We start from the raw sequence: 24,648 nt of genomic DNA on the forward strand, positions 1-24,648 counted from the left end.
GCTTTATTAATAAATTCCGTTGCTTTATTCTTGTTCGTAATTCCTTTTTTATCAGCATATTGAATATTTATTTTTCCACTCTCCATCGTTTATCCTTATTTCCTTCATATTTGCCGTAAAATCAGTTTTTACACTTTCATTGTTTTACTGTCGCTCTGATTAGTTGACGATTAAGGCAGTAAAGTGAATAGCGTCAACACGGCAACCGCCGTAAGTAAAACCGAAGTAAGGAATAAAATTATGCGTAAATTGACCGCTCTGTTTGTTGCCTCTACCCTGGCTTTCGGCGCTGCTGGCCTGGCCCATGCCGACGATACCGCCGCTGCACCTGCCGATGCGAAACCGATGATGCATCACAAAGGTAAAGGCCCGCACGATATGATGTTCAAAGATCTTAATCTGACGGATGCGCAGAAGAAACAGGTCCGCGAAATCATGCAAAGCCAGCGTAGTGAGATGAAACGTCCGCCGGTTGAAGAGCGGCGCGCGATGCACGATATCATCACCAGCGACAGTTTTGACCGCGCGAAAGCCGAAGCGCAAATCGATAAAATGCAGCAGCAGCATAAAGAGCGCATGCTGAAACATATGGAAGCGCAGAATAAGATTTACAACATTCTTACCCCGGAACAGAAAAAGCAGTTCAATGCTAATTTTGAGAAGCGTCTGACAGAACGTCCGGCATCAGAAGGTAAAATGGCTCCTGCCTCTGCTGAATAATTCAGCATCCCCTATCAAGACCGCCGGTTTTGCCCATTGCACGCAGTAAGTGATGGGCAGAACCGGCGGTTTTTTCATGTTTGCCTCTTGCCAGCCGCTACGGTCAGGGTATTCTCGTTGAGCCGATTTTGTGGCGCGGTTACTTGTCTGAAACTTATACTTTTTTACATCTCTGATTGCGCTGTGGTCTAAGGCAAATCATCCCGGTTGCCGATAACCTCTATGCAGCGAAATAAACAAGAATGATGATCTACGCTGTCCAAAAGAAGCAGCGGCGCAGTTAAATTCTGCGCCAGGCAGGAGTGACGATGGAATTTTTTGATATCCGTAAAATGGCGGTAAACCTTTGGCGTAACGGGGCGGGCGAAACGCGCGAGATTTGTTGTTTTCCACCGGCCACGCGCGATTTTAACTGGCGAGCCAGTATTGCTTCGCTGGCGAGTAACGGGGATTTTCCCCAGTTCCCCGGCGTGGATCGGGTGATCACTCTGATTGAAGGCGGTGAAGTGACGCTGCACGGTGGCAGCGATTTTTGCCATACCCTGAAACGCCACCAGCCTTTTACCTTCGCTGGCGAGCAACCGGTGCGGGCGGAGCTTTCCGACGGGCAAATGTCGATGGATTTTAACGTCCTGACCCGGCGCGATCGCTGCCGGGCCAATGTGCGTATCGCCGATCGCACCTTTACCACCATTGGCACACGCGGTGGAGTGATTTTTATACTCAGCGGCGCGTGGCAGCTGGGCGATAAGCTGTTAACCGCCGATCAGGGCGCTTACTGGCAGGACGGGCGGCAAACCCTGCGGTTGCTGAAATCCGAAGGGCAGCTGCTGTTCAGTGAAATCACCTGGCTTGGCGGCCATTAATTCAGGTCGACTATCTCGTAGTCACCCGAAAGTAGCGGCTTGCAAAGAATTTTATAGCCATCATGATCGAAACCCGCAGGTAAACGCAGCAGTTGCGTTGCATCGGCGGGCTTATCAACCGAGCCTAACCACAACCAGTTATGAATAACGTGATACTGGGTCATGGTTTCCGTGCTCTCTTTAAGCCCTATCGGACCGCGCCACGGCCAGCAGACCAGCTGCAGGCGCGCCATCGCGGCAAGGAAACGTGCATCGTGTTCTTCCCGCGTCTCTCTGCCACAGCACGCGCCAGCGCAGCGTTGCAGCGCGGAACGAAAGCAGGGACGGCCCTTGCTGAGTGACTCCAGCCCCAGCAGGCCGTAACACAGCTTTTGCTCATCGGCGACGGTCTGTAACGCTTGTAAGGCGGCGCGGCGGTTGGCAAACAGGCCATACAGATTAGGTGACGCAGAGAAATCGATCTCTTTGGCATACACCACCTGCGGTTTATCGCTCCCGATGTGCAGCGAGCAGAGCTGTCGATTGCGACGCAGGCGCTTGTTAAACAGCGGCTGTTGCTCTTTGATTAGCCGCGCTTCCAGCAGTAGCGCGCCGATTTCGCCGGCGGTACAGATCCAGGTGATGCGCCGGGACTGGCGTAACATGGCTGCTTCATCGGGCGTACGCAAATGTGATAGCACGCGGCTGCGGATATTGACGCTTTTACCGATATACAGCGGCATTGCTTCGCTTTCGCCATGAAAAATATAGACGCCGGGCTGTTTCGGCATTGCTTCCAGCCACGGACGAAGATGTTCCGGATATTCATAAATTGCCGCCGCTTCAAATTCAAGACGCGGGGCTGATTGACGCCTGACCACAAAAAGCTCCTGATACTGTTTACCTATACAGTGTATCAGTCTCTAAGCGGCTAAAAAAGAGGCGGCGTGCGCCGCCTGCAGATTATTTCTGTTTCCAGAAGTCGTCGAAAACCGTGATCGGTGGGCGACGTTTGTGTTCCGTTTTCAGATACCACCCTTCAATAATTTTGCCGATAGCCGGATCCAGCGGTTTCCCTTCCAGATAATCATCGATATTTTCGTAGGTTACACCCAACGCGGCTTCGTCCGGCAGGGAAGGGCGATCGTCTTCCAGATCCGCCGTCGGTGCTTTTTTATACAAATGCTCCGGGCAGCCCAGATACGCCAGCAGCTGTTTACCCTGACGTTTGTTGAGGCGGAAAAGCGGGTTCAGGTCGGTGCCGCCATCGCCATATTTGGTGTAAAAGCCGGTCACGGCTTCCGCGGCGTGATCGGTACCAACCACCACCCCTTTGGTCATGCCCGCGATACTGTATTGCGCTTTCATACGCTCACGCGCTTTTTCATTACCGCGGACGAAATCGCTCAGCTCAATGCCAGTATCGCGCAGGGCCTGCTCGCTCGCCAGAACCGAGGCTTTAATATTGACGGTTAATACGCGATCCGGCTGGATAAACGCAATGGCATCCTGGCAATCTTGCTCATCCGCCTGTTTACCATAGGGCAGGCGCACGGCGATAAATTGATACGCCTCGTTGCCCGTCTCCTGGCGCAATTCGCTGATGGCCGTCTGACTGATTTTGCCCGCCAGCGTAGAATCCTGGCCGCCGCTGATGCCCAGCACTAATGTTTGCAAAAATGGATAGGTTTTAAGATAGGTTTTCAGAAAATCCACGCTGCGGCGAACTTCTTCTTCGGCGTTGACTGCGGGTTTTACCCCTAACGCTTGAATAATCTCTTGTTGCAGAGTCATTTACCCCTCCGTTGTGTTGTCCTGCTTTGCAGGGTGTTATTAGATAATAGGGCCAAATTACCCCGTTGGCAGTAAAACGACAAGGATCACAAATTTGAGTGGTGCAATTTACGGCGTTTTAGCCTCGATTGGCACTTTCATTAGATTTTTCCGAAAGTTATGTGATTGCTTGCCGTTAGTGGAAAAATGCATTTTTATATTCCAGGCTTAGATAACACGCTGATAGACAAGCGGATACAAAAGAGGATGGAATATGAATAAGAACATCGCAGGAATTCTGGGCGCTGCAGCAGTAATGACAATGCTGGCTGGTTGTACGGCTTACGATCGCGCTAAAGATCAGGTTAGCCAGCCGGTAGTGAAAGATGTGAAAAAAGGCATGACCCGTCAGCAGGTAATGCAGATGGCGGGTCGTCCTTCTTCAGAAGTGACGATGATCCACGCGCGCGGGACTTGCCAGACCTATATTCTGGGTCAACGTGATGGCAAAGCCGAAACCTATTTCGTTGCGCTGGACGAAACCGGCCGTGTAATGAACTCGGGCTACCAGACCTGTGCCGAGTACGATACCGACCCGCAAGCTAAGCAGTAATTTTCTCTACGCCTGAGCAAAAAAACCGGCCAGATTATCTGGCCGGTTTTTTATCGCCCAAAAACCGGTCAAGCCGGAATAGTGTCAATTTTGGGGATGCGCGACCACACGCGGTGCGCCGCGAGATGGGTAATAAAGTCATCAACAAACGTCGTTGAGGCGCTGTCCGCCTCGACAATGCCCTCTTCGCCTTGTGAGTCAACGTTAAGAAGGGGCTTGAACTGACGCGCCTCGCCAGCGAAAGCGATGATTTTCAGGTGCTTATAGGCTTCCAGCAGATAATATTTGGCATCGCCATTTTGCAGGATGTCGCTGATATCACCACCGGGAACAATCACTCCATCGACTGTTAGCGAAGGCGAGCCAGCGAAGGTGGCAGCAATCGGCAATTCCGAGCCATCGTCAGCGGTCACTGTACCCATGCGCGTATAGAGCAATTTGCTGTGCACGCCTTTGGCTTTTAGCCCTTGCAGCAGGTTAAGCACATCTGATGCGTTCACGTTGTCATGCAGTAAAATTGCCACTACGCGGCCTTTTACATCGCCGTCAGGAATCGCATACAGGCTCAACGACGGATCTTTTTGCACGCCGTTCACAGCCGGCGGCGGGGCGATATTGAGCTGGTCATCGCTGAGTGCGAAACCAAGGTTTTTCGCCACCGCCTGCGCCAGATGAATATCAATATGGGCCAGATGATCGACCACACGCTCGCGAATATAGGCGCGCGCCACTTTGCTCAACTCGAAGCTAAAAGCATCAATGATATGACGCTGTTCAAACGGTGTCTGGCTTAGCCAGAAGAGGCGCGGATGGGCGTAATACTCGCCGAATGAAGGGCTGCGCTCACGAATTTTTTCGCCTTCAATACGCTCCTGGTAACTTTCGAAACCGCCGCGTTTTGGACCTGGTGGGGTTTCGCGCGGCCAGTTGTCATTGATGGAGTTAGGCTCGTAGTTGGCTGGATTGGTGTCGATCTCCATGCGGTGCATGCCGTCGCGCTGAAAATTATGGTACGGGCAGGTTGGACGGTTGATGGGAATTTCATGGAAATTCGGCCCGCCAAGACGGCTAATTTGCGTATCCGTATAGGAGAAGAGACGCCCTTGCAGCAGCGGGTCGTTGGTAAAATCCAGCCCCGGCACGATATGTCCTGGATGGAACGCGGCCTGTTCGTTTTCGGCAAAAAAGTTATCCGGATTGCGGTTGAGCACCATTTTGCCGACGCGTTGCACGGGCACCAGCTCTTCCGGGATCAGCTTGGTCGGATCCAACAGGTCGAAATCAAATTTAAATTCATCTTCTTCCGGGATCAGTTGTAAACCCAGTTCATACTCCGGGAAATCGCCGGCTTCGATGGCTTCCCACAATTCGCGACGGTGGAAATCAGGATCGCGCCCGGTAAGTTTTTGCGACTCATCCCACACCAGCGAGGCTTTACCCGCCAGCGGCTTCCAGTGAAAGCGAACAAAGGTCGCTTTACCTTCGGCGTTGATCAAGCGGAAAGTATGAATACCAAAGCCTTCCATGGTGCGGTAGCTACGCGGAATACCGCGATCGGACATCGCCCACATCACGTTGTGTAACGTCTCGGGCTGTAACGAAACATAGTCCCAGAAGGTGTCGTGAGCGCTTTGGCCTTGCGGAATCGCCCAATGCGGCTCGGGTTTTACCGCGTGGACAAAGTCGGGGAATTTATGCGCATCCTGGATAAAAAACACCGGCGTGTTGTTGCCGACCAGATCGAAGATGCCCTCTTCGGTATAAAACTTGGTGGCGAAACCGCGAATATCGCGAACGGTGTCCGCCGAACCCGCGCCGCCCTGAACCGTAGAGAAACGGACAAACACCGGGGTGATTTTATCGGCATCCGAGAGGAAATCCGCTTTGGTAATGTCGCTCAGGCTGCGATAGGGTTGGAAATAACCGTGGGCCGCCGAACCGCGAGCATGCACGATGCGCTCAGGGATGCGTTCATGGTCGAAGTGGGTGATTTTTTCCCGCAGGATAAAATCTTCCAGCAGCGTAGGGCCGCGCTTTCCCGCCCGGAGCGAGTTTTGATCATCGGCGATGCGCACGCCCTGATTGGTGGTAAGGGGGAAATTTTCACCGCCCTTACGAAAAGGCTCTAGCGAATTCAGTTTATCATTGGAGGTATCCGGTGCTTTCATGCTGCCGGGTGCCGTTGGCTGCTCGCCCGGCTCTGAAGGGCGCGGAGAAGGGCGGTGGGAATTGTCTTCTGGCGCGAGGGAATCGAGTCCGGGACGGGATTCACTGGCATCATGAACCGGTGCGTGGTGGGGATCTTTCTCATTATGCGACATTGAACGCGTCTCCTGTTTCCATAGCAGAATAAGGGTCGAGGTTTCCATAAAACCCTTCTAACTATAGAACAACCTGCTGCGTTGACCGGGTGAATTGGCAGCGTGAATCGGCGTGGCAAGAAAGAGAAAGTCGTCGTGGGCGCGACGCAGAAGGTCACAATCGGCTATGATAGGTCTTTCATGTTTGTAGAATTTGTTTGTAGAACGCATCGCTTATGAAACCTTTTCGTCAACAGAACCGAGTCATTATCAATTATGTCCCGCGTGTTGAACCGGCTCCCCCCGATCATGCCCTGAAAGTGGATGGCTATCGTGACGTCTGGATGTTGCGTGGCAAATATGTGGCGTTTGTATTGATGGGCGAAAAGTTTCGCCGCTCGCCGGTGTTTAGCGTCCCGGAGGCAGCCCAACGCTGGGCGATGCAGGTACGTCAGGAAGGCGAAATAGAAGAGTAAAAAAAACCGCCTGCATCAGTCAGGCGGTCTTAGCGTTTATCAGCCGGGGAAATGTGCCCCGGTGGGATTAACGATGCGCCAGTTCGGCGTTGTCTTCGCTTTCCAGCACGCTTTTATCGGTCTGTTTCAGCCACTGGCTGGTGAGCGTGCCCGCCGTCATTGAGCCGCTGACGTTCAGTGCGGTTCGGCCCATATCAATCAGCGGTTCTACGGAAATAAGCAGCGCCACCAGCGTCACCGGCAGGCTCATTGCCGGCAGGACGATAAGGGCTGCAAACGTCGCGCCGCCGCCGACACCCGCCACACCGGCGGAGCTGACGGTGACAATCCCGACCAGAGTAGCAATCCACAGCGGATCCAGCGGATTAATGCCTACCGTAGGTGCAACCATCACCGCCAGCATCGCCGGATAGAGACCGGCGCAGCCGTTCTGCCCAATGGTGGCGCCAAAGGAGGCCGAGAAGCTGGCGATGGATTCCGGCACGCCCAAACGACGGGTTTGCGCTTCCACGTTCAGCGGAATAGAGGCGGCGCTGGAGCGGCTGGTAAAAGCAAAGGTCAGCACCGGCCATACTTTGCGGAAGAATTTCAGCGGGCTAACGCCGTTAACGCCAAGCAACAGACCGTGCACCACGAACATAATACCGAGGCCCAGGTAAGAGGCGATAACGAAGCTGCCCAGCTTAATGATGTCCTGAATGTTTGAACCGGCAACCACTTTGGTCATCAGCGCCAGCACGCCGTACGGCGTCAACTGCATCACCAGACGTACCAGTTTCATCACCCAGCTTTGCAGCGTATCGATAGCGGTGAGGACACGCTGACCTTTCGGCGCATCATCCTTCAGCAGTTTAAGTGCCGCAACACCGAGGAAAGCGGCAAAAATAACGATGCTGATGATAGACGTAGGGTTTGCACCGGTCAGGTCGGCAAACGGGTTTTTCGGCACAAAGGAGAGCAGCAGTTGCGGTACGCTCAGATCGGCAACTTTACCGACATAGTTACTCTGGATGGCATTCAGGCGCGCGGTTTCTGCGCTGCCTTGCACCAGGCCTTCCGCCGTCAAACCGAACAGGTTGGTCACCAGCACCCCTACCAGCGCGGCAATCAGCGTGGTGAACAGCAGCGTACCGATAGTGAGAATGCTGATTTTACCCAGCTGCGAGGCGTTATGCAGGCGTGCAACCGCGCTTAAAATCGAGGCGAACACCAGCGGCATGACGATCATTTGCAGCAGCTGCACATAACCGTTGCCCACCACGTTGAACCACTGGATAGAGTCTTTCAGTACCGGGTTATCAGAGCCATAAATAGCCTGCAATGCCAGGCCAAAGACCACACCGAGGCCTAAACCGACCAGCACTTTTTTTGCCAGGCTCCACTGCTTGTGACGCGTCTGCGCCAGCAGCAGTAGCAGCGCCACGAACACCACAACGTTGGCAATTAATGGAATATTCATTCCGATCTCCTGATAGCATTATTGGGGCGGCTTTAAAGACCGCTTCTGTTGCGCAAGGTTATCAGAAGTGCGGAAACCGGCTTATATCCAAATGGAATGCGTTATTCCAAATGTGATATATCCGCTGTTTTAATGTTCAGTTTGTTGATGAATAAAGCGATTGAACTGATTTTGCAGCGAAGTGATTATCTGTGACGACCAGCGTACGGCACCATTTTCGGGCAACGTTTGCGGCATCCAGACGGCGTAGGTAAATAGCGCCATGCATAACACACGCTCCAGCTGATTGCCTTTTTGCGGGGCCAGTACCGGCAAGCGAAAGCGCCAGCGGCACGGCCAGAGCAGAGGAACGCCCGCAGGCGTCAGCATATCTGCCAGGATATGGCTCAGATAACCGACCACCATTCCTTGCAGTGCGTCAGCAGGTACAATCCAGCTCTCCGGCACTTTTAAATAGAACAGCGTCAGCGCCAGAAACACCGCCAGCAGGCTATGGGTAAATCCTCGATGGCCGAAGGCGCGGGCGACAGGTTTTGAGATCCACTTCAGGCGTTGCCCAAGAAAGGATTTCGGATGATCGATATCCGGCAGCAGGCAGGTCAAAATAGCGGAAGGAACGATATGCCACCAGTCTCCCTGCGCGAGCACAGGCGTTAACTCAGCGTTTTTGGAAAACACCGCACAGGCAATAGAAAAAAGCAGGTGTCCTTCCGCCGTCATGATCAAACTCACTCAACTGTCGATGCATACAGTATAGGATGTTTGTACAGTAGGCGGAAGAGGTGACGGTGTAACTGTATGTCACATTTTTAACAACTATCGAGCCAGCCAGCCACCGTCGACGGCAAGGGTATACCCATTAATATAATCCGCGGCTTTTGACGAGAGGAACACCGCAGCTCCTTTTAAATCCTCCGGCGTTCCCCAGCGGCCGGCCGGGATTCTTTCAATAATGTCCTGGCTGCGTTGCGCATCATCCCGCAGCTGCTGCGTGTTATTGGTCGCCATATAGCCCGGCGCGATGGCATTGACATTAATCCGGTGCGCTGCCCATTCGTTGGCCAGCAGACGGGTTAACCCCATCACGCCGCTCTTCGAGGCCGTGTAAGACGGGACGCGGATACCGCCCTGGTAAGAGAGCATTGAGGCTATGTTGATAATTTTTCCGCCGTTACCCTGGGCAATAAACTGCTTGGCCACCGCCTGCGAGAGAAAGAACACGGTTTTCAGATTGAGGTTCATCACGTCATCCCAATCCTGCTCGCTGAAATCAATCGCGTCGCAGCGACGGATAGTCCCTGCATTATTTAACAAAATATTGATCTGACCGAAGGTCGAGACGGCTTCATTCACCACATCCTGCAGGCCATGCTGGTGGCGAAGGTCCGCCTGAATAGCATGGAATCGACGGCCTAAAGCCTGCACGCGCGCGGCGGTTTCCTGCGGCACTTTGCGACCCACGCCGATAATATCGCAGCCCGCTTCTGCAAGCCCCAATGCCATCCCCTGTCCCAGACCGGTATCGCACCCGGTAATAAGGGCCACATTGCCCGTAAGCTTGAAGGCTTCCAGTATCATATTCACTCCGGCGTTTTACGTTATTGTGGTCGGTATCTGTGCCTGAGGATCAGGATAGAAGGGGGAAAGATAAAATTCAAATAAAAATGAAATGATGTTTCAAAAATATGAAGGCGGGGTGATTTTCCATCACCCCACGGCATATTTAGCCAATAAGATGGGCAAGGGTGAGCCGCTGCAGACTGTCGAGTTTTACGTTAGCCAGCACGTAGCGCGGATCTTCACGATGCTCGGCATCCGGTACAACGATGGAGCGCATGCGTGCGGCTTTGCTGGCGATCATGCCATTGACCGAATCTTCCAGCGCCACACAGGTGAGCGGGTCAACACCCAGTTTTGCCGCGCAGTCCAGATAGACCTGCGGATGCGGCTTGCTATAGGGCAGGTTTTCCGCTGACGCCAGCACGTCGAAGCTGTCGCGCAGATCAAACATGGTCAGCACTTTTTCCAGCATATGCAGTGGCGATGCCGACGCCAGCCCAATCGCCAGCCCGTTGTTTTTACACAGGGCTATCGCGTCATGCACGCCGGGGAGCAGGGGGCGTTGTTCTTCCACCAGCGAGATGGCGCGCTGGATGATGCGGTCGGTAACTTCCTGGCGGCTCGGGCCATTCCAGGGCTGCTGCGCGTACCACAGATCCACCACCATATCGATGCGCAGACCAAGGGTATCGGGTAACTCGTTGCGGCGGGTAATATCAACCCCCAGGCTTGCTATGACCTCCAGTTCAGCGCGATCCCAGAGCGGCTCTGAGTCAATAAGTAATCCATCCATATCAAAAATGGCAGCAAGAATTTGTCGCGGGGCAGACATAACACCTCTCTGTTGTCGGAATAGTGCAGGGTAAAAAGCAAATTATGGCTAAGCTTTCATCATACTGCCTTTAAAGATCAGGCGAAAAGCGATATCAGCAGGTAGACTAATGCCCAAACAGTGCGTCACTTACAAGGGGAAGCCATGACGTATCAACAAGCTGGACGCATCGCCATATTGAAACGCGTTCTGGGTTGGGTAATTTTTATTCCGGCCGTCATTTCGACTATCATTTCCGTACTCAAATTTATGTACGATCATAGCGATAAACAGCCCGGCATCAATGCCGTGATGCTTGATTTCGCCCATGTCATCATTGAGATGATGCGCTTCAATACGCCTTTCCTGAATCTCTTTTGGTACAACTCACCGACGCCCGATTTCCACCACAGCATGAACATTGTCTTCTGGGTTATTTTTGCGCTGATCTTTATCGGGCTGGCGCTGCAGGCATCCGGCGCGCGGATGAGTCGGCAGGCGCGCTTTCTGCGTGAAGGGGTAGAAAACCAACTGATCCTTGAGAACGCCAGAGGGGCGGAGGGGCTAACGCGCCAACAGATTGAAGAGCGGATTGTGGTCCCGCGCCATACCATTTTTGTACAAATTTTTCCGCTGTATGTCCTGCCGGTGATCATTATTATCGCTGGCTACTTCTTCTTTTCACTGCTCGGCTTCCTGTAAGGGACATGCCCGCGGCGTTGCGCCCCGGGCCTGATAATTGCGCCTATGTTGCCAGCTCGCGATCCAGCGCTTTTTGCGCATTCACCAGATGTTCACCGCCGAACAGAATCGCCCGGTTAAACAGGGTGTAGAGCTGGTAAAGTGGCTGACGGTCGAGGAAATCTGCAGGAAGCGGGGAGATGTTTTGATAACCGTCGTAAATCTGCGGCGGCTGATCCGGGTGGAGCGGCAACATCGCCAAATCGCACTCCCGGTCGCCCCAGTAACACGCCGGATCGTAAATAAAGGGGCCATCTGGCCCAAGGGCACAATTGGCAGACCACAGATCGCCATGTAATAACGAAGGTTGCGGCTGGTGAGAACTCAGGCGCTGCTGAACATGTTCGACGATGACATCAATGTTGCCGAACTCCAGCCCCCTTTCCGCCGCCAGTTCTAACTGCCAGCCAATGCGCTGCTCGGCAAAAAACGTCGACCAGCGGCGTTGCCAGGCATTGGGCTGTGGCGTGGTGGAGAGATCATTATCGAAGTCGAGACCAAACTGCGGCTGATCGCTCCACTGGTGCAGGCGCGCCAGCTGTTGACCGAGCAAAAATGCGCTGTGCCCATCCAGCGGACGGGCGGGGAGATATTCAAGGACCAGAAAGCTGTAATCACGATCGCTGCCGAGGGCCAAAACCTCCGGCACCCGCACCGTATTACTGCGTGCCAGTAACGCCAGCTGATCGGCTTCGGCAGTAAAGATAGGCAGCATGGCGCGTTCATCACATTTTACAAACAGATCGCGCCCGGCGTAACGTATGCGCCAGGCGGCATGAATTTCGCCGCCGGGAAGCTCATCTCGTTGCTCAATTTCGCCTTCACCCAGTTGTTCGCTTAACAGACCACGTATCGCTTGCCACATGATGTTTCTCCCATGTAATCAGCCAGATCATAAGGTTAGCGCACTACAGCTGTTGAAAAATTCGACTTAACGCACAGCCCATATAGAGAACGGCGGTTTAGCATTTAATGTTCCTGTTGCTGGAACGTCTCCCAGGTCGTGACCGTAACCTCCGTCTCTTCATCGACCGCGCTTTCAGCAAGGCCGCTGGCCAGCGCATGAACATCCTGTTCACTTAATGCGCTAATAAACCCGAAAGTGTTGGTGCCAAGATCGTGCACGTTGCCGTTATCGTCCGCCATGGTGAGCAGAAAACCAGCACGTGTAAAGTGGTTATTAATTTCGTTGATGTCGGTCAGGGTTTGATCGTGAAATTTTACTTCGACTATGTAGCGGGTGATGCTATCGCTGCCCATCTTGCACCTCATTGTTATATTGACGTTTTATAACGACAACGGCAGGCAACTCTGGTCGACTGCCGTATAAGATTTTCGGTATTTCCCCTGTTTACTAACGGGGCCTGTATCAGACCTGGCGCAAATAATCGTAAATCTTCTGGGTATCTTCCCGCGCACACAGCCGGGTGCCGTGATTGATGGTGGCTGCGCTACCGGCAGCGACACCGAAGCGTACCATGTCATCAAAAGCCGCACCCTGAGATAACTTGAGGGTCATTGCGCCCACCATACTATCGCCCGCGCCGACGGTGCTTTGACTTTTCATCGGGGGCGGCACCACCTGCACGCAGCTATTGGCATCGACACCCAGTGCGCCCTGTGGCCCCAGCGAGACAACCACGCGCAGCGCTTTGCCGCTGGAGATTAACTCCTGAGCGGCTTTACGCACATCATCAGGCTGCGTGAGCTCTCTTCCAACCAGCGCGCTTAACTCCTTCTGATTGGGTTTTACCAGTTCGATATTGCCGATTGAAAGCGCGGCGGTCAGCGCCTCGCCGGAGCTATCAACGATACAGCGAATGCCCTGTTGTTGGGCCGCTTGCAGTAGCTGCACCAGCTTACTGACCTCGACGCCAGGCGGCAGGCTGCCGCTTATCACCAGAATTGCCCCGGCTTCTATCGCCAGCACTTTCTCTTCGAGCTGATGAAATTCCTCTTCATTCAGTGCCGCACCCGGCATGACAAAGCGATACTGCTCGCCGCTGGATTCGACGTGAACATGCAGGTTTTGCCGCGTCCAGTCGTGGGTGGCGACGGTAATAGTCGGTACATGCTCATCGTACAATAAGGCAGTAAGATGATCGCCCGTGGCACCGCCAGCCGGAAATATTGCCGTCGCTTTGCCACCAAGATGGGCAATGGCTCGCGCCACATTAATACCGCCGCCGCCTGGTTCAAAAATGGGTGCGCTACAGCGTAATTTACCTTCAGGATAGATGTGCGGCGTCAATGTCGCGCTATCCAGGGAAGGTGCCAACGTAAGGGTATATACAGCAGCCATGATGACCTCCTTTTACTCAGGTTGCAGTAAGCCTGGCACCAATTACGCGTTAGGGAAAGTAAATAACAGTATGATTTTCCGATTAATATGGCGTTAATATACGCTGAGGTTAATAACCGTTTAATAGTTTTGGGAACTCTCTTATTCAAAAAATCAGATAACTTTACATTGATATGTTTAAGCGGGCTTTTTATAATTTGTTTCCTTTCACAGGGCCATACATCATTGCTCTTGATGAAAGTTTCCGGGATCGTGATGGTCTCTTTTATTGCTGTTCGGACTCTAAATAAATGAAGCTTTTGAAGACAGTACCCGTGCTTATGGTGGCTGCGGGTGTGTTTGTATCAATGCACGCTTTTGCAGACGATGCCGTTTTTACTGTCATGGATGATCCCTCTTCAGCTAAATCGCCGTTTGAAGGTACTTTAAACGGTGGTTATCTGTCCCAGGCCGGTAACACTAAGAGCTCCTCTTTGACCGCTGACTCTACGCTGACCTGGTACGGCGATACGACGGCATGGTCACTGTGGGGCAACGCCAGCAATACATCGTCTAACGATGTACGTTCGTCTGAAAAATACGCTGCCGGTGGCCGTAGTCGTTATAACATGACGGATTACGACTATCTGTTTAGTCAGGCGAGCTGGTTAACCGACCGCTATAACGGCTATCACGCGCGTGATGTGCTGACCGCAGGTTACGGTCATCAGTTCCTGAATGGTCCGGTTCACAGCCTACGCTTTGAATTCGGTCCGGGTGTGCGTTACGACAAGTTCACCAATGACGATACGGAAACCACCGCCCTCGGCTATGCTTCCGGCATGTATGCCTGGCAGATGACCGATAACACCAAATTCACCCAGGGTGTTTCTGTATTTGGTGCGAATGATACAACCGTTAATTCAGAAACAGCGCTGAACGTGGCAATTAATGCCCACTTCGCTCTGAAGGTTGCCTATAACGTAACCTGGAACTCCGAGCCGCCGTCAAGCGCGCCCAATCATACCGATCGCAAAACGGCGGTAACGATTGGTTATAAAATGTAATTTGATGGGCCGGGAATACCGGCCCATTATTTTATTTGTTATTTTGTGCTATTTCATGGGCGCTAAAAGCGGTTTAATTTAAGTCCTTTTTCCCCTTCATTATTTCCTCACAATTACTCTTTGCGTTACATATTCAGTTTATTTGACACGAATGGATAAATAAATTGACTGTGCAAAAGTGTGATCCAGATCTAAACTAACAACACGGGCAAAAAAAACGCCCAGCCAGTTATGTTGTTATTTAGAATGAGAACTCAATGATGAAAAATATCAAAACCGCTGCGACCGCCGTCGTGCTTTCAACACTCTCTTTTGGCGTATTCGCGGCTCAAACTGCCACCACTGCCAGCCAGACTCACACCAATATTACCAACATTGAAGCGGGCTCCAATCGCGTGCCGGTGGCGCAAACCACAGAAGGCTCAAATGCCGCTGCATTTAATGCGCATACGCTGGTGGCCGGTGAGTGGAACTAAAATAGTTCGGTTAATTCATTAACCTGAAAAAAGCCGGATGATGACGTACCGGTTTTTTTATTTGTGGCTGTCGGAAAGCAGGACGGTAAGTATTTATTTTATTGCCCGGATGTGCGTGGAATATACAACGCTTTTTTTCGTGAGAATTCAGCGTTAACCACGCAGAAGGGTGAGAATATTTTCTGCTGATTGGTTAGCCGCTTTAAGTACGGCTTCCTGTCCCTGCTGAAGTATTTGCGCCTTAGCCATTTTGCTGGCTTCCAGTGCATAATCCGCATCCTCAATTCGGCTTTTCGCCGCCTGGGTGGCGACGTTTTGCTGCCCCAGTACCGCTTTATTTGATTCGAAACGGTTGATATACGCACCGTACTGCCCACGATAAGCGCTAACTTTATCCAGCGCGTTATCCAGCGCGACCATTGCCGTGTCCGTCGAGGCTTTGGTATAGAGGCTAGTGTTATTCAGCCCGAGGGATTTTATATCCGCAGGCGTCGTGGGCATGCTGACTGATTGAATCTCATCTCCCACATTGGCGCTGGTGACGACTTCCCACGGCCGACTCTGCTTCGGCGGTTGCGGCGGGGCAATAGTGGGTTTCGGCAGCGTACCCCAGGTCAGATTGCTGGTGAAAGAGCCGCTACCGAGCACCATTACCACTAAATCCTCTGTCACTTTATCTATCGTCACGCGTTCAAGACGAACCGAACCATTACTGCCGTCATTAAAGGCTCTGCCAGGTTCGTAACGGTCGCCATCACCACTATAGGCAATATTCATCCCGTTATAGTTCATCGTCTTGCTACCATTTAGCGCCCACGCCGCACCGCCCTCATTTAACAAGGTATCATCGTAGGTTGCGCCGCTCTTGAAGCCGTTAGCGGCGGTCAGAACGCGACTGTTGGCTTTTGCCGCATCGGTGATACCGCGACTTTTCCACGTATAATCCGTGTTAGTACCGTTGATTGGCGTGCCGGTCAGGTGTTTACCATCGCGAGTGAAGAGCTGGATATCGTCATCAAGCCCCAGTGAGTCAATGGTAATCGAGATATTGGTAGCACCGGCCGGAATATAGGCCAGCGAGACGATGCCGGAGGTAAAGGAATAATTGGTGCCCTGAACCGGAAATTTGACGTTTAAAGGCGGAACGCCGCCAATCAGCACCGGCGGCAGATCCGGCGAGTCGCTCGCCAGCGGATAGCTGCCAAAAATTTCGGTTCCCTCAGAAATGGACTGAATATTGTTAAGAATAGATTGATATTCGTTCTGAATACTCACCCGATCGTTGTCGGACAACGTACTGTTGCCTGCCTGAATCGCCAGGCTTTTGGCACGGATTAGTAATTCGCTAACCGTGTTGAGATTACCATCAGCGGTTTGCGCCATACTAATAGCATCATCAAGACCGCGCGACACGACGCTGTCCGCATTGGCATTAGAGCGCATGCGGTTTGAGATAGCCTGCCCGGCCGCATCGTCCTTCGCGCCGTTAATGCGCAGCCCCGATGAAAGGCGCGCAATGGACTCCTGTAGGGATAAGGTCGTAATTTTCTGAGTCGTCAGGTTCAGCCCGGCAAACTCATTATGATTGATTGCTTGCATTACCGTCATTAATTCATTCAAACCACTAATGAATTATTCATCGGCAAACTGAGTGATTAACTTTAAGGTAAATTGGTGGGGCAATTTAACTTTGTGCAAGTGACTGAAAAGACAGCGGCGATAAACGACGGCTTCTGTTTAACCTCTGTGCGCTGTGTAGCAAGATGCGATAGCATCAGCCTGTTGCCACCGTAACACTATGCGCAATCTATTTTTTTGGACATTGGCCACTATCACCACCTGCTGTAAGACTCAACGTCATGGCTTGAACATCACTACCGGAGGCAATATGGGGAACACCAAAGATGAAGCGTTATATGAAGAGATGTGCCGGGTAGTTGGAAAAGTGGTGCTTGAAATGCGCGACCTGGGGCAAGAACCGAAGCATATTGTTATCGCTGGGGTGGTCAGAACCATGCTGGCGAACAGCAAAATTAAGCGCTCTGAGTTAACGCAAGAAGCGATGGAAACGGTGATTCGCGCGCTGGGCTATCAAGCTTGACATGAAAAGTAGAGGGGGAAAAAGGCACGCGCTGCGCGCCTTTCAAAAGGACAACTGCTAAATGTGGCAATCGCCTTAATGCCGTTTCCTGTACCGGCCGGGAAGGGCACGGGAAGACTTCATGCTGTGATGTTTGTAAAAAGAAAAAACAATAATCGCAATGAGTGCGACAATGACCAATATAGAAACAATTACCATTTTTAATCAGTAGGTTAGAAGCTAAGGGGTAGTCATATAGAAGTCGGGATACCCCCCAGTGTCAATCAAAGGGTTAAAAATCAGATTATCCTTAGATGAAATATTTGCTTTTAAAACACCTTTTCAATTTGAATTTATTGCCGCTGTTAAAAGGCCGCGCGATTGACCTGCATCACACTAATCCTTCCAACCACCCGCGCAAATGTGTACTATTGCCGGGTACTTAACAGCGGCAGGTAAGGGTACCTGGTAGAGAAAATCTCTATGCTATACAGATTCCGCAGAGTGAAGCGAGAAAACTTACCGTCGCGGCTGTTATATCTTTGATCTCGGATTTTGTATGTGCTCTTTCGTGTGGGGCACCACTGCAAATTAAGGAAATGAAATGCCTGTAATTACTCTTCCTGATGGCAGCCAACGCCATTACGACCACGCCGTAAGCCCAATGGATGTTGCGCTTGATATCGGTCCGGGACTGGCGAAAGCCTGTATCGCTGGCCGCGTCAACGGTGAACTGGTTGATGCTTCTGATGTGATTGAAAGCGATGCCAACCTTGCCATTATCACCGCGAAAGATGATGACGGTCTGGACATCATTCGCCACTCCTGTGCGCATCTGTTAGGCCATGCGATTAAACAATTGTGGCCCCACACCAAAATGGCAATCGGTCCGGTTATCGATAACGGCTTCTACTATGACGTTGATCTTGACCATACGCTGACCCAGGAAGATATCGACGCGCTCGAAAAACGTATGCATGAGCTCGCCGAAACGAACTACGATGTCATCAAGAAGAAGGTTAGCTGGCACGAAGCGCGTGAGACATTCGCTCAACGCGGCGAAAGCTATAAAGTTTCCATCCTTGATGAAAATATTGCGCATGATGACAAGCCAGGCTTGTATCATCACCAGGAATATGTCGACATGTGCCGCGGTCCGCACGTGCCGAATATGCGTTTCTGCCATCATTTCAAACTGATGAAAACAGCGGGTGCCTACTGGCGCGGCGACAGCAATAACAAAATGCTGCAGCGTATTTATGGTACCGCGTGGGCGGATAAAAAAGCGCTGAATGCGTATCTGCAACGTCTGGAAGAAGCGGCAAAACGCGACCACCGTAAAATCGGTAAACAGCTCGACCTGTATCATATGCAGGAAGAAGCGCCGGGTATGGTATTCTGGCATAACGATGGCTGGACTATCTTCCGTGAGCTGGAAACCTTCGTACGTTCGAAACTGAAAGAGTATCAGTATCAGGAAGTGAAAGGCCCGTTCATGATGGACCGTGTGCTGTGGGAAAAAACCGGCCACTGGGACAACTACAAAGATGCGATGTTTACCACCTCTTCAGAGAACCGTGAATACTGCATCAAACCGATGAACTGTCCGGGTCACGTCCAGATCTTTAATCAAGGTTTAAAATCCTACCGCGATCTGCCGCTGCGTATGGCGGAGTTCGGTAGCTGCCATCGTAACGAGCCCTCGGGCGCGCTGCATGGCTTGATGCGCGTACGTGGCTTCACTCAGGATGACGCGCACATCTTCTGTACAGAAGAGCAGGTGCGTGACGAAGTGAATGCTTGTATTCGTTTGGTCTACGATATGTACAGCACGTTTGGCTTTGAGAAGATCGTCGTCAAACTCTCAACTCGTCCGGAAAAACGTATCGGTAGCGACGAGATGTGGGATCGTGCTGAGGCGGACCTGGCTGTAGCGCTGGAAGAGAATAACATCCCGTTCGAGTATCAACTGGGTGAAGGCGCGTTCTACGGTCCGAAAATTGAATTTACACTGTATGACTGCCTCGATCGTGCATGGCAGTGCGGTACTGTCCAGTTGGACTTCTCTTTGCCGTCTCGTCTGAACGCCTCTTATGTGGGCGAAAGCAACGAGCGTCAAGTGCCGGTAATGATTCACCGGGCGATTCTTGGTTCACTGGAGCGCTTTATCGGCATCCTGACCGAAGAGTTCGCCGGCTTCTTCCCGACCTGGCTTGCGCCGGTGCAGGTAGTTGTGATGAACATCACTGATTCACAGGCTGATTACGTTAACGAATTGACGCGTAAACTACAAAATGCGGGCATTCGTGTAAAAGCAGACTTGAGAAACGAGAAGATTGGCTTTAAAATCCGCGAGCACACTTTACGTCGTGTCCCTTATATGCTGGTTTGCGGTGACAAAGAGGTTGAAGCCGGCAAAGTGGCCGTGCGTACCCGTCGCGGTAAAGACCTGGGTAGCCTTGACGTAAATAAAGTTATCGAGAAGCTGCAACAAGAAATTCGCAGCCGCAGTCTTCAACAACTGGAGGAATAAGGTATTAAAGGCGGAAAACGAGTTCAAACGGCGCGTCCCAATCGTATCAATGGCGAGATTCGCGCCACGGAAGTTCGCTTAACAGGTTTGGAAGGCGAGCAGCTTGGTATTGTGAGTCTCAGAGAAGCTCTGGAAAAAGCTGAAGAAGCCGGGGTTGATTTAGTCGAAATTAGCCCTAACGCCGAGCCGCCCGTTTGCCGTATAATGGATTACGGCAAGTTCCTCTATGAAAAGAGCAAATCTTCTAAGGAACAGAAGAAGAAGCAAAAAGTTATTCAGGTTAAGGAAATTAAATTCCGACCTGGTACAGATGAAGGCGACTATCAGGTAAAACTCCGCAGCCTGATTCGCTTTCTCGAAGAGGGCGACAAGGCCAAGATCACACTGCGTTTCCGCGGTCGTGAGATGGCTCACCAACAGATCGGTATGGAAGTGCTTAACCGCGTGAAAGAAGATCTGAATGAACTGGCAGTAGTCGAATCCTTCCCAACGAAGATCGAAGGCCGCCAGATGATTATGGTGCTTGCTCCGAAGAAGAAACAGTAAGGCCATCAAGTAATTAAACCTGTGGGCCACAAGCTCGCAGGTTTAGTTCGCCTTTGTTTCGTTTATTAACAATGCGAAGTGGAAGTTAAAAAATGCCAAAAATTAAGACCGTACGCGGTGCTGCTAAGCGCTTCAAAAAAACCGGTAAAGGTGGTTTTAAGCACAAGCACGCTAACCTGCGTCATATTCTGACTAAAAAAGCTACCAAGCGTAAACGTCACCTGCGTCCGAAAGCCATGGTTTCCAAAGGCGATCTGGGCCTGGTAATCGCGTGCCTGCCGTACGCATAAGTCGTTAACCTTTAAACTTTTTTAAGAATATAGATACAGGAGAGAGCATATGGCTCGCGTAAAACGTGGTGTGATTGCACGTGCACGACATAAGAAAATTTTGAAACAAGCTAAAGGTTACTACGGCGCGCGTTCACGCGTTTACCGTGTTGCCTTCCAGGCTGTTATCAAAGCTGGTCAGTACGCTTATCGTGACCGTCGTCAGAAAAAGCGTCAGTTCCGTCAGCTGTGGATTGCACGTATCAACGCAGCAGCACGTCAGAACGGTATTTCTTACAGCAAATTCATCAACGGCCTGAAAAAAGCCTCTGTTGAAATCGACCGTAAGATCCTGGCTGACATCGCAGTATTCGACAAAGTGGCATTCTCTGCCCTGGTTGAAACCGCGAAAGCAGCTCTGGCGTAAGCCGGTTAGGAGAGGGAGCTTTGCTCCCTCTTTTGCTTTTAACTTCATCAATACATTGACATTTTGCCGTGATGCGTTTTCAATAACACATCAACGCCACTTACCCAGTTCAAGGTAACGCAAGCATGAATGCTGCTATTTTCCGCTTCTTTTTTTACTTTAGCACCTGAATCCAGGAGGCTAGCGCGTGAAAGAAGAAACGGAAAACAGCGCCAGAAAGCCTCCCTTGTGGAGGCTTTTTTTGTATCTGCCGTTTGTAAATATCGTCATATAACGAGGAAAACCATGTCACATCTCGCAGAGCTGGTTGCCAGTGCGAAGGCAGCCATTAACGATGCATCAGATGTCGCCGCGCTGGACAACGTACGCGTCGAATATCTGGGCAAGAAAGGGCACCTGACCCTTCAGATGACCACCCTGCGTGAGCTGCCGCCAGAAGAGCGCCCGGCTGCGGGCGCGGTGATCAACGAAGCCAAAGAACAAGTGCAACAGGCACTGAATACGCGCAAAGCGGATCTTGAAAATGCCGCATTGAATGAGCGTTTGGCCGCGGAAACCATCGACGTCTCTCTACCGGGCCGTCGCATCGAAAACGGCGGTTTGCACCCGGTGACCCGCACCATCGACCGGATCGAAAATTTCTTCGGTGAGCTGGGTTTTACCGTCGCCACCGGGCCGGAAATCGAAGACGATTATCATAACTTCGACGCGCTGAATATTCCGGGCCACCACCCGGCGCGCGCCGATCATGACACCTTCTGGTTTGACGCCACCCGTCTGCTGCGCACCCAAACCTCTGGCGTGCAAATCCGTACCATGGAAAATCAGCAGCCGCCGATCCGTATTATCGCGCCGGGCCGCGTATACCGTAACGACTACGATCAGACGCACACGCCAATGTTCCATCAAATGGAAGGGCTGATCGTCGATAAAAATATTAGCTTTACCAACCTGAAAGGGACGCTGCACGATTTCCTGCGTAATTTCTTTGAGGAAGATTTGCAGATCCGTTTCCGCCCGTCCTATTTCCCGTTTACCGAACCCTCTGCAGAAGTGGATGTAATGGGTAAAAACGGCAAGTGGCTGGAAGTGCTGGGCTGCGGGATGGTGCACCCGAACGTGTTGCGTAATGTGGGCATCGATCCGGAAGTTTACTCCGGCTTCGCGTTTGGTATGGGTATGGAGCGCCTGACAATGCTGCGTTACGGCGTGACGGATTTGCGCGCGTTCTTCGAAAACGATTTGCGTTTCCTCAAACAGTTTAAATAAGGGCAGGCGAAACAATGAAATTCAGTGAACTGTGGTTACGCGAATGGGTTAATCCGGCCATTGATAGCGAAGCGCTGTCAGGGCAAATCACCATGGCGGGTCTGGAAGTCGACGGCGTTGAACCCGTTGCCGGCGCGTTTCATGGCGTGGTGGTTGGCGAAGTGATGGAGTGCGCACAGCACCCGAACGCCGACAAGCTGCGGGTAACAAAAGTCAATGTTGGCGGCGAGCGTCTGCTGGATATCGTCTGCGGCGCGCCAAACTGCCGCCTCGGGCTGAAAGTTGCTGTCGCCACCGTAGGCGCCGTCCTGCCGGGTGATTTCAAAATTAAAGCGGCAAAATTACGCGGTGAACCGTCCGAAGGCATGCTGTGCTCCTTCTCCGAATTGGGCATTTCTGAGGATCACAGCGGTATTATCGAACTGCCGGCGGATGCACCAATCGGTACTGATATTCGCGAATACCTGAAACTTGATGATAACACCATCGAAATCAGCGTAACGCCTAACCGCGCCGATTGCCTCGGTATCATCGGCGTAGCGCGCGACGTGGCGGTGCTCAATAAATCGCCCCTTACCGCGCCGGAAATCGCACCGGTTACGGCAACCATCAACGACACGTTACCGATTACCGTCGAAGCCGTAGAAGCGTGCCCGCGCTATCTGGGGCGCGTGGTGAAAGGCATTAATGTCAAAGCACCGACGCCGCTGTGGATGAGAGAGAAGCTGCGCCGTTGCGGCATCCGTTCGATTGATGCCGTGGTAGACGTCACCAACTATGTGCTGTTGGAGCTGGGTCAGCCGATGCATGCCTTTGACCGCGATCGCCTCGATGGCGGCATTGTGGTACGGATGGCGAAAGAGGGCGAAACGCTGGTCCTGCTCGATGGCAGCGAAGCCAAACTCAACGCCGATACGTTGGTCATCGCCGATCATAACAAAGCGCTGGCGATGGGCGGCATTTTTGGCGGCGAACACTCGGGCGTCAACGGCGAAACGCAGAACGTGCTGCTGGAATGTGCCTTCTTTAATCCGCTCTCCATTACCGGTCGTGCGCGTCGCCACGGTCTGCACACGGATGCTTCCCACCGCTATGAACGCGGCGTCGATCCGGAGCTGCAGTACAAAGCGATGGAGCGCGCTACGCGCCTGCTGCTCGATATCTGCGGCGGTGAAGCCGGTCCGGTTATCGATGTGACTCACGACGCCACGCTGCCGAAACGCGCCTCTATCCGTCTGCGTCGCAGCAAGCTGGATCGTCTGATTGGCCATCACATTGCCGATGAGCAGGTGACTGATATCCTGCAGCGCCTGGGTTGTGAAGTGACCGTTGGTGAAGATGAGTGGCTGGCCGTTGCGCCGAGCTGGCGTTTCGACATGGAGATCGAAGAGGATCTGGTCGAAGAAGTGGCGCGTATTTACGGCTACAACAATATCCCTGATGAACCGGTGCAGGCTGGCCTGATTATGGGCGAGCACCGTGAAGCGAATCTGTCGATGAAGCGGGTGAAAACCCTGCTTAACGATAAAGGCTACCAGGAAGTTATTACTTACAGCTTTGTCGACCCGAAACTGCAGCAGTTGATTCATCCCGGCGAAGAAGCGCTGATTCTGCCAAGCCCGATCTCCAGTGAAATGTCGGCGATGCGCCTCTCTCTGTGGACCGGTTTGCTCGGCACCATTGTCTACAACCAGAACCGTCAGCAGAGCCGCGTGCGTATCTTCGAAACCGGGCTGCGCTTTGTTCCTGATACACAAGCCAACCTGGGTATTCGTCAGGATGTGATGCTGGCAGGGGCGATTTGCGGCAACCGCGCAGAAGAGCACTGGGACCAGGCAAAAGGCAGCGTCGATTTCTTCGATCTGAAAGGCGATCTGGAGAGCGTGCTGGAACTGACGGGCAAACTGTCCGCCATTACGTTCCGCGCAGAAACCAATCCCGCGCTGCATCCAGGGCAATCTGCGGCGATTTATCTGAAAGATAAGCGGATTGGTTTTGTTGGGGTGATTCATCCTGAGCTGGAACGTAAGCTTGATCTTAATGGTCGCACAGTGGTGTTCGAACTGGAGTGGAACGCCCTCGCAGACCGCGTGGTTCCTCAAGCCCAGGAGATTTCGCGCTTCCCGGCGAACCGTCGTGATATCGCTGTGGTGGTTGCTGAAAATGTGCCTGCAGCAGATGTTTTGGGCGAATGTAAGAAAGTTGGCGTAAATCAGGTAGTTGGCGTAAACTTATTTGACGTGTACCGCGGTAAGGGTGTAGCGGAAGGGTATAAGAGCCTTGCCATTAGCCTGATCCTTCAGGATACCAGCCGTACACTCGAAGAAGAGGAGATTGCCGCTACCGTTGCCAGATGTGTAGAGGCATTAAAAGAGCGATTCCAGGCATCATTGAGGGATTGA

The 24,648-nt window shown here is 52.2% G+C and carries 26 protein-coding genes and 1 other annotated feature; of the genes, 15 read left to right on the plus strand and 11 right to left on the minus strand.

Annotated features, from left to right (window positions below; all coding sequences use genetic code 11):
• The first annotated feature begins 240 nt into the window (after positions 1 to 240).
• Together spy and ves are read left to right on the plus strand one after the other, a co-directional pair.
• Positions 241 to 720, plus strand: coding sequence for an ATP-independent periplasmic protein-refolding chaperone Spy (gene spy, locus RW65_RS18035; protein ID WP_039058188.1), 480 nt, complete (start codon positions 241 to 243; stop codon positions 718 to 720).
• A gap of 308 nt (positions 721 to 1,028) precedes the next feature.
• Positions 1,029 to 1,586 (plus strand): environmental stress-induced protein Ves, encoded by a 558-nt coding sequence (gene ves, locus RW65_RS18040; RefSeq protein ID WP_039058189.1) that lies wholly within the window; start codon positions 1,029 to 1,031, stop codon positions 1,584 to 1,586.
• On the opposite strand, the gene cho is transcribed toward ves, so the two are convergent.
• Positions 1,583 to 2,446 carry an excinuclease Cho gene (gene cho, locus RW65_RS18045; RefSeq protein WP_197058901.1) on the minus strand — a complete coding sequence of 288 codons (864 nt, stop codon included), beginning with the start codon at positions 2,444 to 2,446 and terminating at the stop codon, positions 1,583 to 1,585. The genes ves and cho overlap by 4 nt on opposite strands.
• A gap of 82 nt (positions 2,447 to 2,528) precedes the next feature.
• Positions 2,529 to 3,359: an NAD(+) synthase gene (gene nadE / locus RW65_RS18050; protein ID WP_039058191.1), complete on the minus strand. Its 831-nt coding sequence runs from the start codon at positions 3,357 to 3,359 to the stop codon at positions 2,529 to 2,531.
• A gap of 253 nt (positions 3,360 to 3,612) precedes the next feature.
• On the opposite strand from nadE, the gene osmE reads away from it, so the two are divergent.
• On the plus strand, positions 3,613 to 3,951 hold the full coding sequence (osmE, locus tag RW65_RS18055; RefSeq protein WP_039058192.1) for an osmotically-inducible lipoprotein OsmE: 339 nt from the start codon (positions 3,613 to 3,615) through the stop codon (positions 3,949 to 3,951).
• A 68-nt stretch (positions 3,952 to 4,019) separates the two neighbouring features.
• Here the strand turns inward: osmE and katE are convergent, their stop codons facing one another.
• On the minus strand, positions 4,020 to 6,272 hold the full coding sequence (gene katE / locus RW65_RS18060) for a catalase HPII (RefSeq protein ID WP_039058193.1): 2,253 nt from the start codon (positions 6,270 to 6,272) through the stop codon (positions 4,020 to 4,022).
• Between the two features lie 215 nt (positions 6,273 to 6,487).
• Here katE and cedA point away from each other — a divergent pair, with 215 nt between their 5' ends.
• Positions 6,488 to 6,727, plus strand: coding sequence for a cell division activator CedA (gene cedA / locus RW65_RS18065; protein ID WP_039058194.1), 240 nt, complete (start codon positions 6,488 to 6,490; stop codon positions 6,725 to 6,727).
• 67 nt (positions 6,728 to 6,794) lie between these two features.
• On the opposite strand, the gene RW65_RS18070 is transcribed toward cedA, so the two are convergent.
• The 4 genes from RW65_RS18070 to hxpB all read right to left on the minus strand — a co-directional run bounded on the left by RW65_RS18070 (position 6,795) and on the right by hxpB (position 10,578).
• Positions 6,795 to 8,186 (minus strand): L-cystine transporter, encoded by a 1,392-nt coding sequence (locus tag RW65_RS18070; RefSeq protein ID WP_039058196.1) that lies wholly within the window; start codon positions 8,184 to 8,186, stop codon positions 6,795 to 6,797.
• A gap of 129 nt (positions 8,187 to 8,315) precedes the next feature.
• A complete protein-coding gene (locus RW65_RS18075) occupies positions 8,316 to 8,906 on the minus strand; it encodes a metal-dependent hydrolase (RefSeq protein WP_039058197.1) in 591 nt (196 codons plus the stop codon).
• A gap of 96 nt (positions 8,907 to 9,002) precedes the next feature.
• Positions 9,003 to 9,764 (minus strand): 2-dehydro-3-deoxy-D-gluconate 5-dehydrogenase KduD, encoded by a 762-nt coding sequence (gene kduD / locus RW65_RS18080; protein WP_039058198.1) that lies wholly within the window; start codon positions 9,762 to 9,764, stop codon positions 9,003 to 9,005.
• A 145-nt stretch (positions 9,765 to 9,909) separates the two neighbouring features.
• Positions 9,910 to 10,578: a hexitol phosphatase HxpB gene (gene hxpB, locus RW65_RS18085; RefSeq protein WP_039058199.1), complete on the minus strand. Its 669-nt coding sequence runs from the start codon at positions 10,576 to 10,578 to the stop codon at positions 9,910 to 9,912.
• Positions 10,579 to 10,722: 144 nt separating this feature from the next.
• On the opposite strand from hxpB, the gene RW65_RS18090 reads away from it, so the two are divergent.
• Entirely contained in the window at positions 10,723 to 11,259 is a 537-nt protein-coding gene (locus RW65_RS18090) for a YniB family protein (protein WP_039058200.1), read from the plus strand.
• A gap of 43 nt (positions 11,260 to 11,302) precedes the next feature.
• Here RW65_RS18090 and RW65_RS18095 read toward each other — a convergent pair whose 3' ends face one another.
• The 3 genes from RW65_RS18095 to pfkB all read right to left on the minus strand — a co-directional run bounded on the left by RW65_RS18095 (position 11,303) and on the right by pfkB (position 13,600).
• Positions 11,303 to 12,163 carry a fructosamine kinase family protein gene (locus tag RW65_RS18095; RefSeq protein ID WP_039058201.1) on the minus strand — a complete coding sequence of 287 codons (861 nt, stop codon included), beginning with the start codon at positions 12,161 to 12,163 and terminating at the stop codon, positions 11,303 to 11,305.
• Between the two features lie 104 nt (positions 12,164 to 12,267).
• Positions 12,268 to 12,558, minus strand: coding sequence for a type V toxin-antitoxin system endoribonuclease antitoxin GhoS (gene ghoS / locus RW65_RS18100; protein WP_039058202.1), 291 nt, complete (start codon positions 12,556 to 12,558; stop codon positions 12,268 to 12,270).
• Between the two features lie 109 nt (positions 12,559 to 12,667).
• Positions 12,668 to 13,600 (minus strand): 6-phosphofructokinase II, encoded by a 933-nt coding sequence (gene pfkB / locus RW65_RS18105; RefSeq protein ID WP_039058203.1) that lies wholly within the window; start codon positions 13,598 to 13,600, stop codon positions 12,668 to 12,670.
• Positions 13,601 to 13,890: 290 nt separating this feature from the next.
• Between pfkB and RW65_RS18110 the strand changes: the two genes are divergently transcribed.
• Together RW65_RS18110 and RW65_RS18115 are read left to right on the plus strand one after the other, a co-directional pair.
• Positions 13,891 to 14,646, plus strand: coding sequence for a DUF481 domain-containing protein (locus RW65_RS18110; protein WP_039058204.1), 756 nt, complete (start codon positions 13,891 to 13,893; stop codon positions 14,644 to 14,646).
• A 257-nt stretch (positions 14,647 to 14,903) separates the two neighbouring features.
• Positions 14,904 to 15,122: a hypothetical protein gene (locus RW65_RS18115; protein ID WP_502685565.1), complete on the plus strand. Its 219-nt coding sequence runs from the start codon at positions 14,904 to 14,906 to the stop codon at positions 15,120 to 15,122.
• 153 nt (positions 15,123 to 15,275) lie between these two features.
• On the opposite strand, the gene RW65_RS18120 is transcribed toward RW65_RS18115, so the two are convergent.
• On the minus strand, positions 15,276 to 16,721 hold the full coding sequence (locus RW65_RS18120; RefSeq protein ID WP_039058387.1) for a flagellin N-terminal helical domain-containing protein: 1,446 nt from the start codon (positions 16,719 to 16,721) through the stop codon (positions 15,276 to 15,278).
• Positions 16,722 to 17,010: 289 nt separating this feature from the next.
• On the opposite strand from RW65_RS18120, the gene fumD reads away from it, so the two are divergent.
• The 8 genes from fumD to pheT all read left to right on the plus strand — a co-directional run bounded on the left by fumD (position 17,011) and on the right by pheT (position 24,648).
• A complete protein-coding gene (fumD, locus tag RW65_RS18125) occupies positions 17,011 to 17,223 on the plus strand; it encodes a fumarate hydratase FumD (RefSeq protein WP_039058205.1) in 213 nt (70 codons plus the stop codon).
• A 583-nt stretch (positions 17,224 to 17,806) separates the two neighbouring features.
• Positions 17,807 to 19,735 carry a threonine--tRNA ligase gene (thrS, locus tag RW65_RS18130; protein ID WP_039058206.1) on the plus strand — a complete coding sequence of 643 codons (1,929 nt, stop codon included), beginning with the start codon at positions 17,807 to 17,809 and terminating at the stop codon, positions 19,733 to 19,735.
• A 3-nt stretch (positions 19,736 to 19,738) separates the two neighbouring features.
• Positions 19,739 to 20,281 carry a translation initiation factor IF-3 gene (gene infC / locus RW65_RS18135; protein ID WP_039058207.1) on the plus strand — a complete coding sequence of 181 codons (543 nt, stop codon included), beginning with the start codon at positions 19,739 to 19,741 and terminating at the stop codon, positions 20,279 to 20,281.
• Positions 20,282 to 20,373: 92 nt separating this feature from the next.
• On the plus strand, positions 20,374 to 20,571 hold the full coding sequence (gene rpmI, locus RW65_RS18140; protein WP_001124225.1) for a 50S ribosomal protein L35: 198 nt from the start codon (positions 20,374 to 20,376) through the stop codon (positions 20,569 to 20,571).
• Between the two features lie 49 nt (positions 20,572 to 20,620).
• Positions 20,621 to 20,977 carry a 50S ribosomal protein L20 gene (gene rplT, locus RW65_RS18145; RefSeq protein ID WP_039058208.1) on the plus strand — a complete coding sequence of 119 codons (357 nt, stop codon included), beginning with the start codon at positions 20,621 to 20,623 and terminating at the stop codon, positions 20,975 to 20,977.
• Positions 20,978 to 21,097: 120 nt separating this feature from the next.
• Positions 21,098 to 21,222, plus strand: a sequence feature (Phe leader region).
• On the plus strand, positions 21,103 to 21,147 hold the full coding sequence (gene pheM / locus RW65_RS22770; protein ID WP_001386830.1) for a pheST operon leader peptide PheM: 45 nt from the start codon (positions 21,103 to 21,105) through the stop codon (positions 21,145 to 21,147). It overlaps the preceding feature by 45 nt.
• Before the next feature lie 40 nt (positions 21,223 to 21,262).
• Positions 21,263 to 22,246, plus strand: coding sequence for a phenylalanine--tRNA ligase subunit alpha (pheS, locus tag RW65_RS18150; RefSeq protein WP_039058209.1), 984 nt, complete (start codon positions 21,263 to 21,265; stop codon positions 22,244 to 22,246).
• A gap of 14 nt (positions 22,247 to 22,260) precedes the next feature.
• Positions 22,261 to 24,648, plus strand: coding sequence for a phenylalanine--tRNA ligase subunit beta (gene pheT / locus RW65_RS18155; RefSeq protein WP_039058210.1), 2,388 nt, complete (start codon positions 22,261 to 22,263; stop codon positions 24,646 to 24,648).

This window comes from Enterobacter sp. Bisph1, assembly GCF_000814905.1.
Lineage (GTDB): Bacteria > Pseudomonadota > Gammaproteobacteria > Enterobacterales > Enterobacteriaceae > Kosakonia.

Excerpts from the sequence above, each read along its gene's own strand:
- nadE (WP_039058191.1), bottom strand. The coding sequence starts at position 3,359 with ATGACTCTGCAACAAGAGATTATTCAAGCGTTAGGGGTAAAACCCGCA.
- RW65_RS18115 (WP_502685565.1), top strand. The coding sequence starts at position 14,904 with ATGATGAAAAATATCAAAACCGCTGCGACCGCCGTCGTGCTTTCAACA.
- ghoS (WP_039058202.1), bottom strand. The coding sequence starts at position 12,558 with ATGGGCAGCGATAGCATCACCCGCTACATAGTCGAAGTAAAATTTCAC.
- RW65_RS18075 (WP_039058197.1), bottom strand. The coding sequence starts at position 8,906 with ATGACGGCGGAAGGACACCTGCTTTTTTCTATTGCCTGTGCGGTGTTT.
- RW65_RS18070 (WP_039058196.1), bottom strand. The coding sequence starts at position 8,186 with ATGAATATTCCATTAATTGCCAACGTTGTGGTGTTCGTGGCGCTGCTA.
- RW65_RS18120 (WP_039058387.1), bottom strand. The coding sequence starts at position 16,721 with ATGCAAGCAATCAATCATAATGAGTTTGCCGGGCTGAACCTGACGACT.
- RW65_RS18090 (WP_039058200.1), top strand. The coding sequence starts at position 10,723 with ATGACGTATCAACAAGCTGGACGCATCGCCATATTGAAACGCGTTCTG.
- RW65_RS18110 (WP_039058204.1), top strand. The coding sequence starts at position 13,891 with ATGAAGCTTTTGAAGACAGTACCCGTGCTTATGGTGGCTGCGGGTGTG.
- cedA (WP_039058194.1), top strand. The coding sequence starts at position 6,488 with ATGAAACCTTTTCGTCAACAGAACCGAGTCATTATCAATTATGTCCCG.
- kduD (WP_039058198.1), bottom strand. The coding sequence starts at position 9,764 with ATGATACTGGAAGCCTTCAAGCTTACGGGCAATGTGGCCCTTATTACC.
- pheS (WP_039058209.1), top strand. The coding sequence starts at position 21,263 with ATGTCACATCTCGCAGAGCTGGTTGCCAGTGCGAAGGCAGCCATTAAC.
- katE (WP_039058193.1), bottom strand. The coding sequence starts at position 6,272 with ATGTCGCATAATGAGAAAGATCCCCACCACGCACCGGTTCATGATGCC.
- ves (WP_039058189.1), top strand. The coding sequence starts at position 1,029 with ATGGAATTTTTTGATATCCGTAAAATGGCGGTAAACCTTTGGCGTAAC.
- fumD (WP_039058205.1), top strand. The coding sequence starts at position 17,011 with ATGGGGAACACCAAAGATGAAGCGTTATATGAAGAGATGTGCCGGGTA.
- spy (WP_039058188.1), top strand. The coding sequence starts at position 241 with ATGCGTAAATTGACCGCTCTGTTTGTTGCCTCTACCCTGGCTTTCGGC.
- RW65_RS18095 (WP_039058201.1), bottom strand. The coding sequence starts at position 12,163 with ATGTGGCAAGCGATACGTGGTCTGTTAAGCGAACAACTGGGTGAAGGC.
- rpmI (WP_001124225.1), top strand. The coding sequence starts at position 20,374 with ATGCCAAAAATTAAGACCGTACGCGGTGCTGCTAAGCGCTTCAAAAAA.
- pfkB (WP_039058203.1), bottom strand. The coding sequence starts at position 13,600 with ATGGCTGCTGTATATACCCTTACGTTGGCACCTTCCCTGGATAGCGCG.
- pheT (WP_039058210.1), top strand. The coding sequence starts at position 22,261 with ATGAAATTCAGTGAACTGTGGTTACGCGAATGGGTTAATCCGGCCATT.
- hxpB (WP_039058199.1), bottom strand. The coding sequence starts at position 10,578 with ATGTCTGCCCCGCGACAAATTCTTGCTGCCATTTTTGATATGGATGGA.
- thrS (WP_039058206.1), top strand. The coding sequence starts at position 17,807 with ATGCCTGTAATTACTCTTCCTGATGGCAGCCAACGCCATTACGACCAC.
- osmE (WP_039058192.1), top strand. The coding sequence starts at position 3,613 with ATGAATAAGAACATCGCAGGAATTCTGGGCGCTGCAGCAGTAATGACA.
- rplT (WP_039058208.1), top strand. The coding sequence starts at position 20,621 with ATGGCTCGCGTAAAACGTGGTGTGATTGCACGTGCACGACATAAGAAA.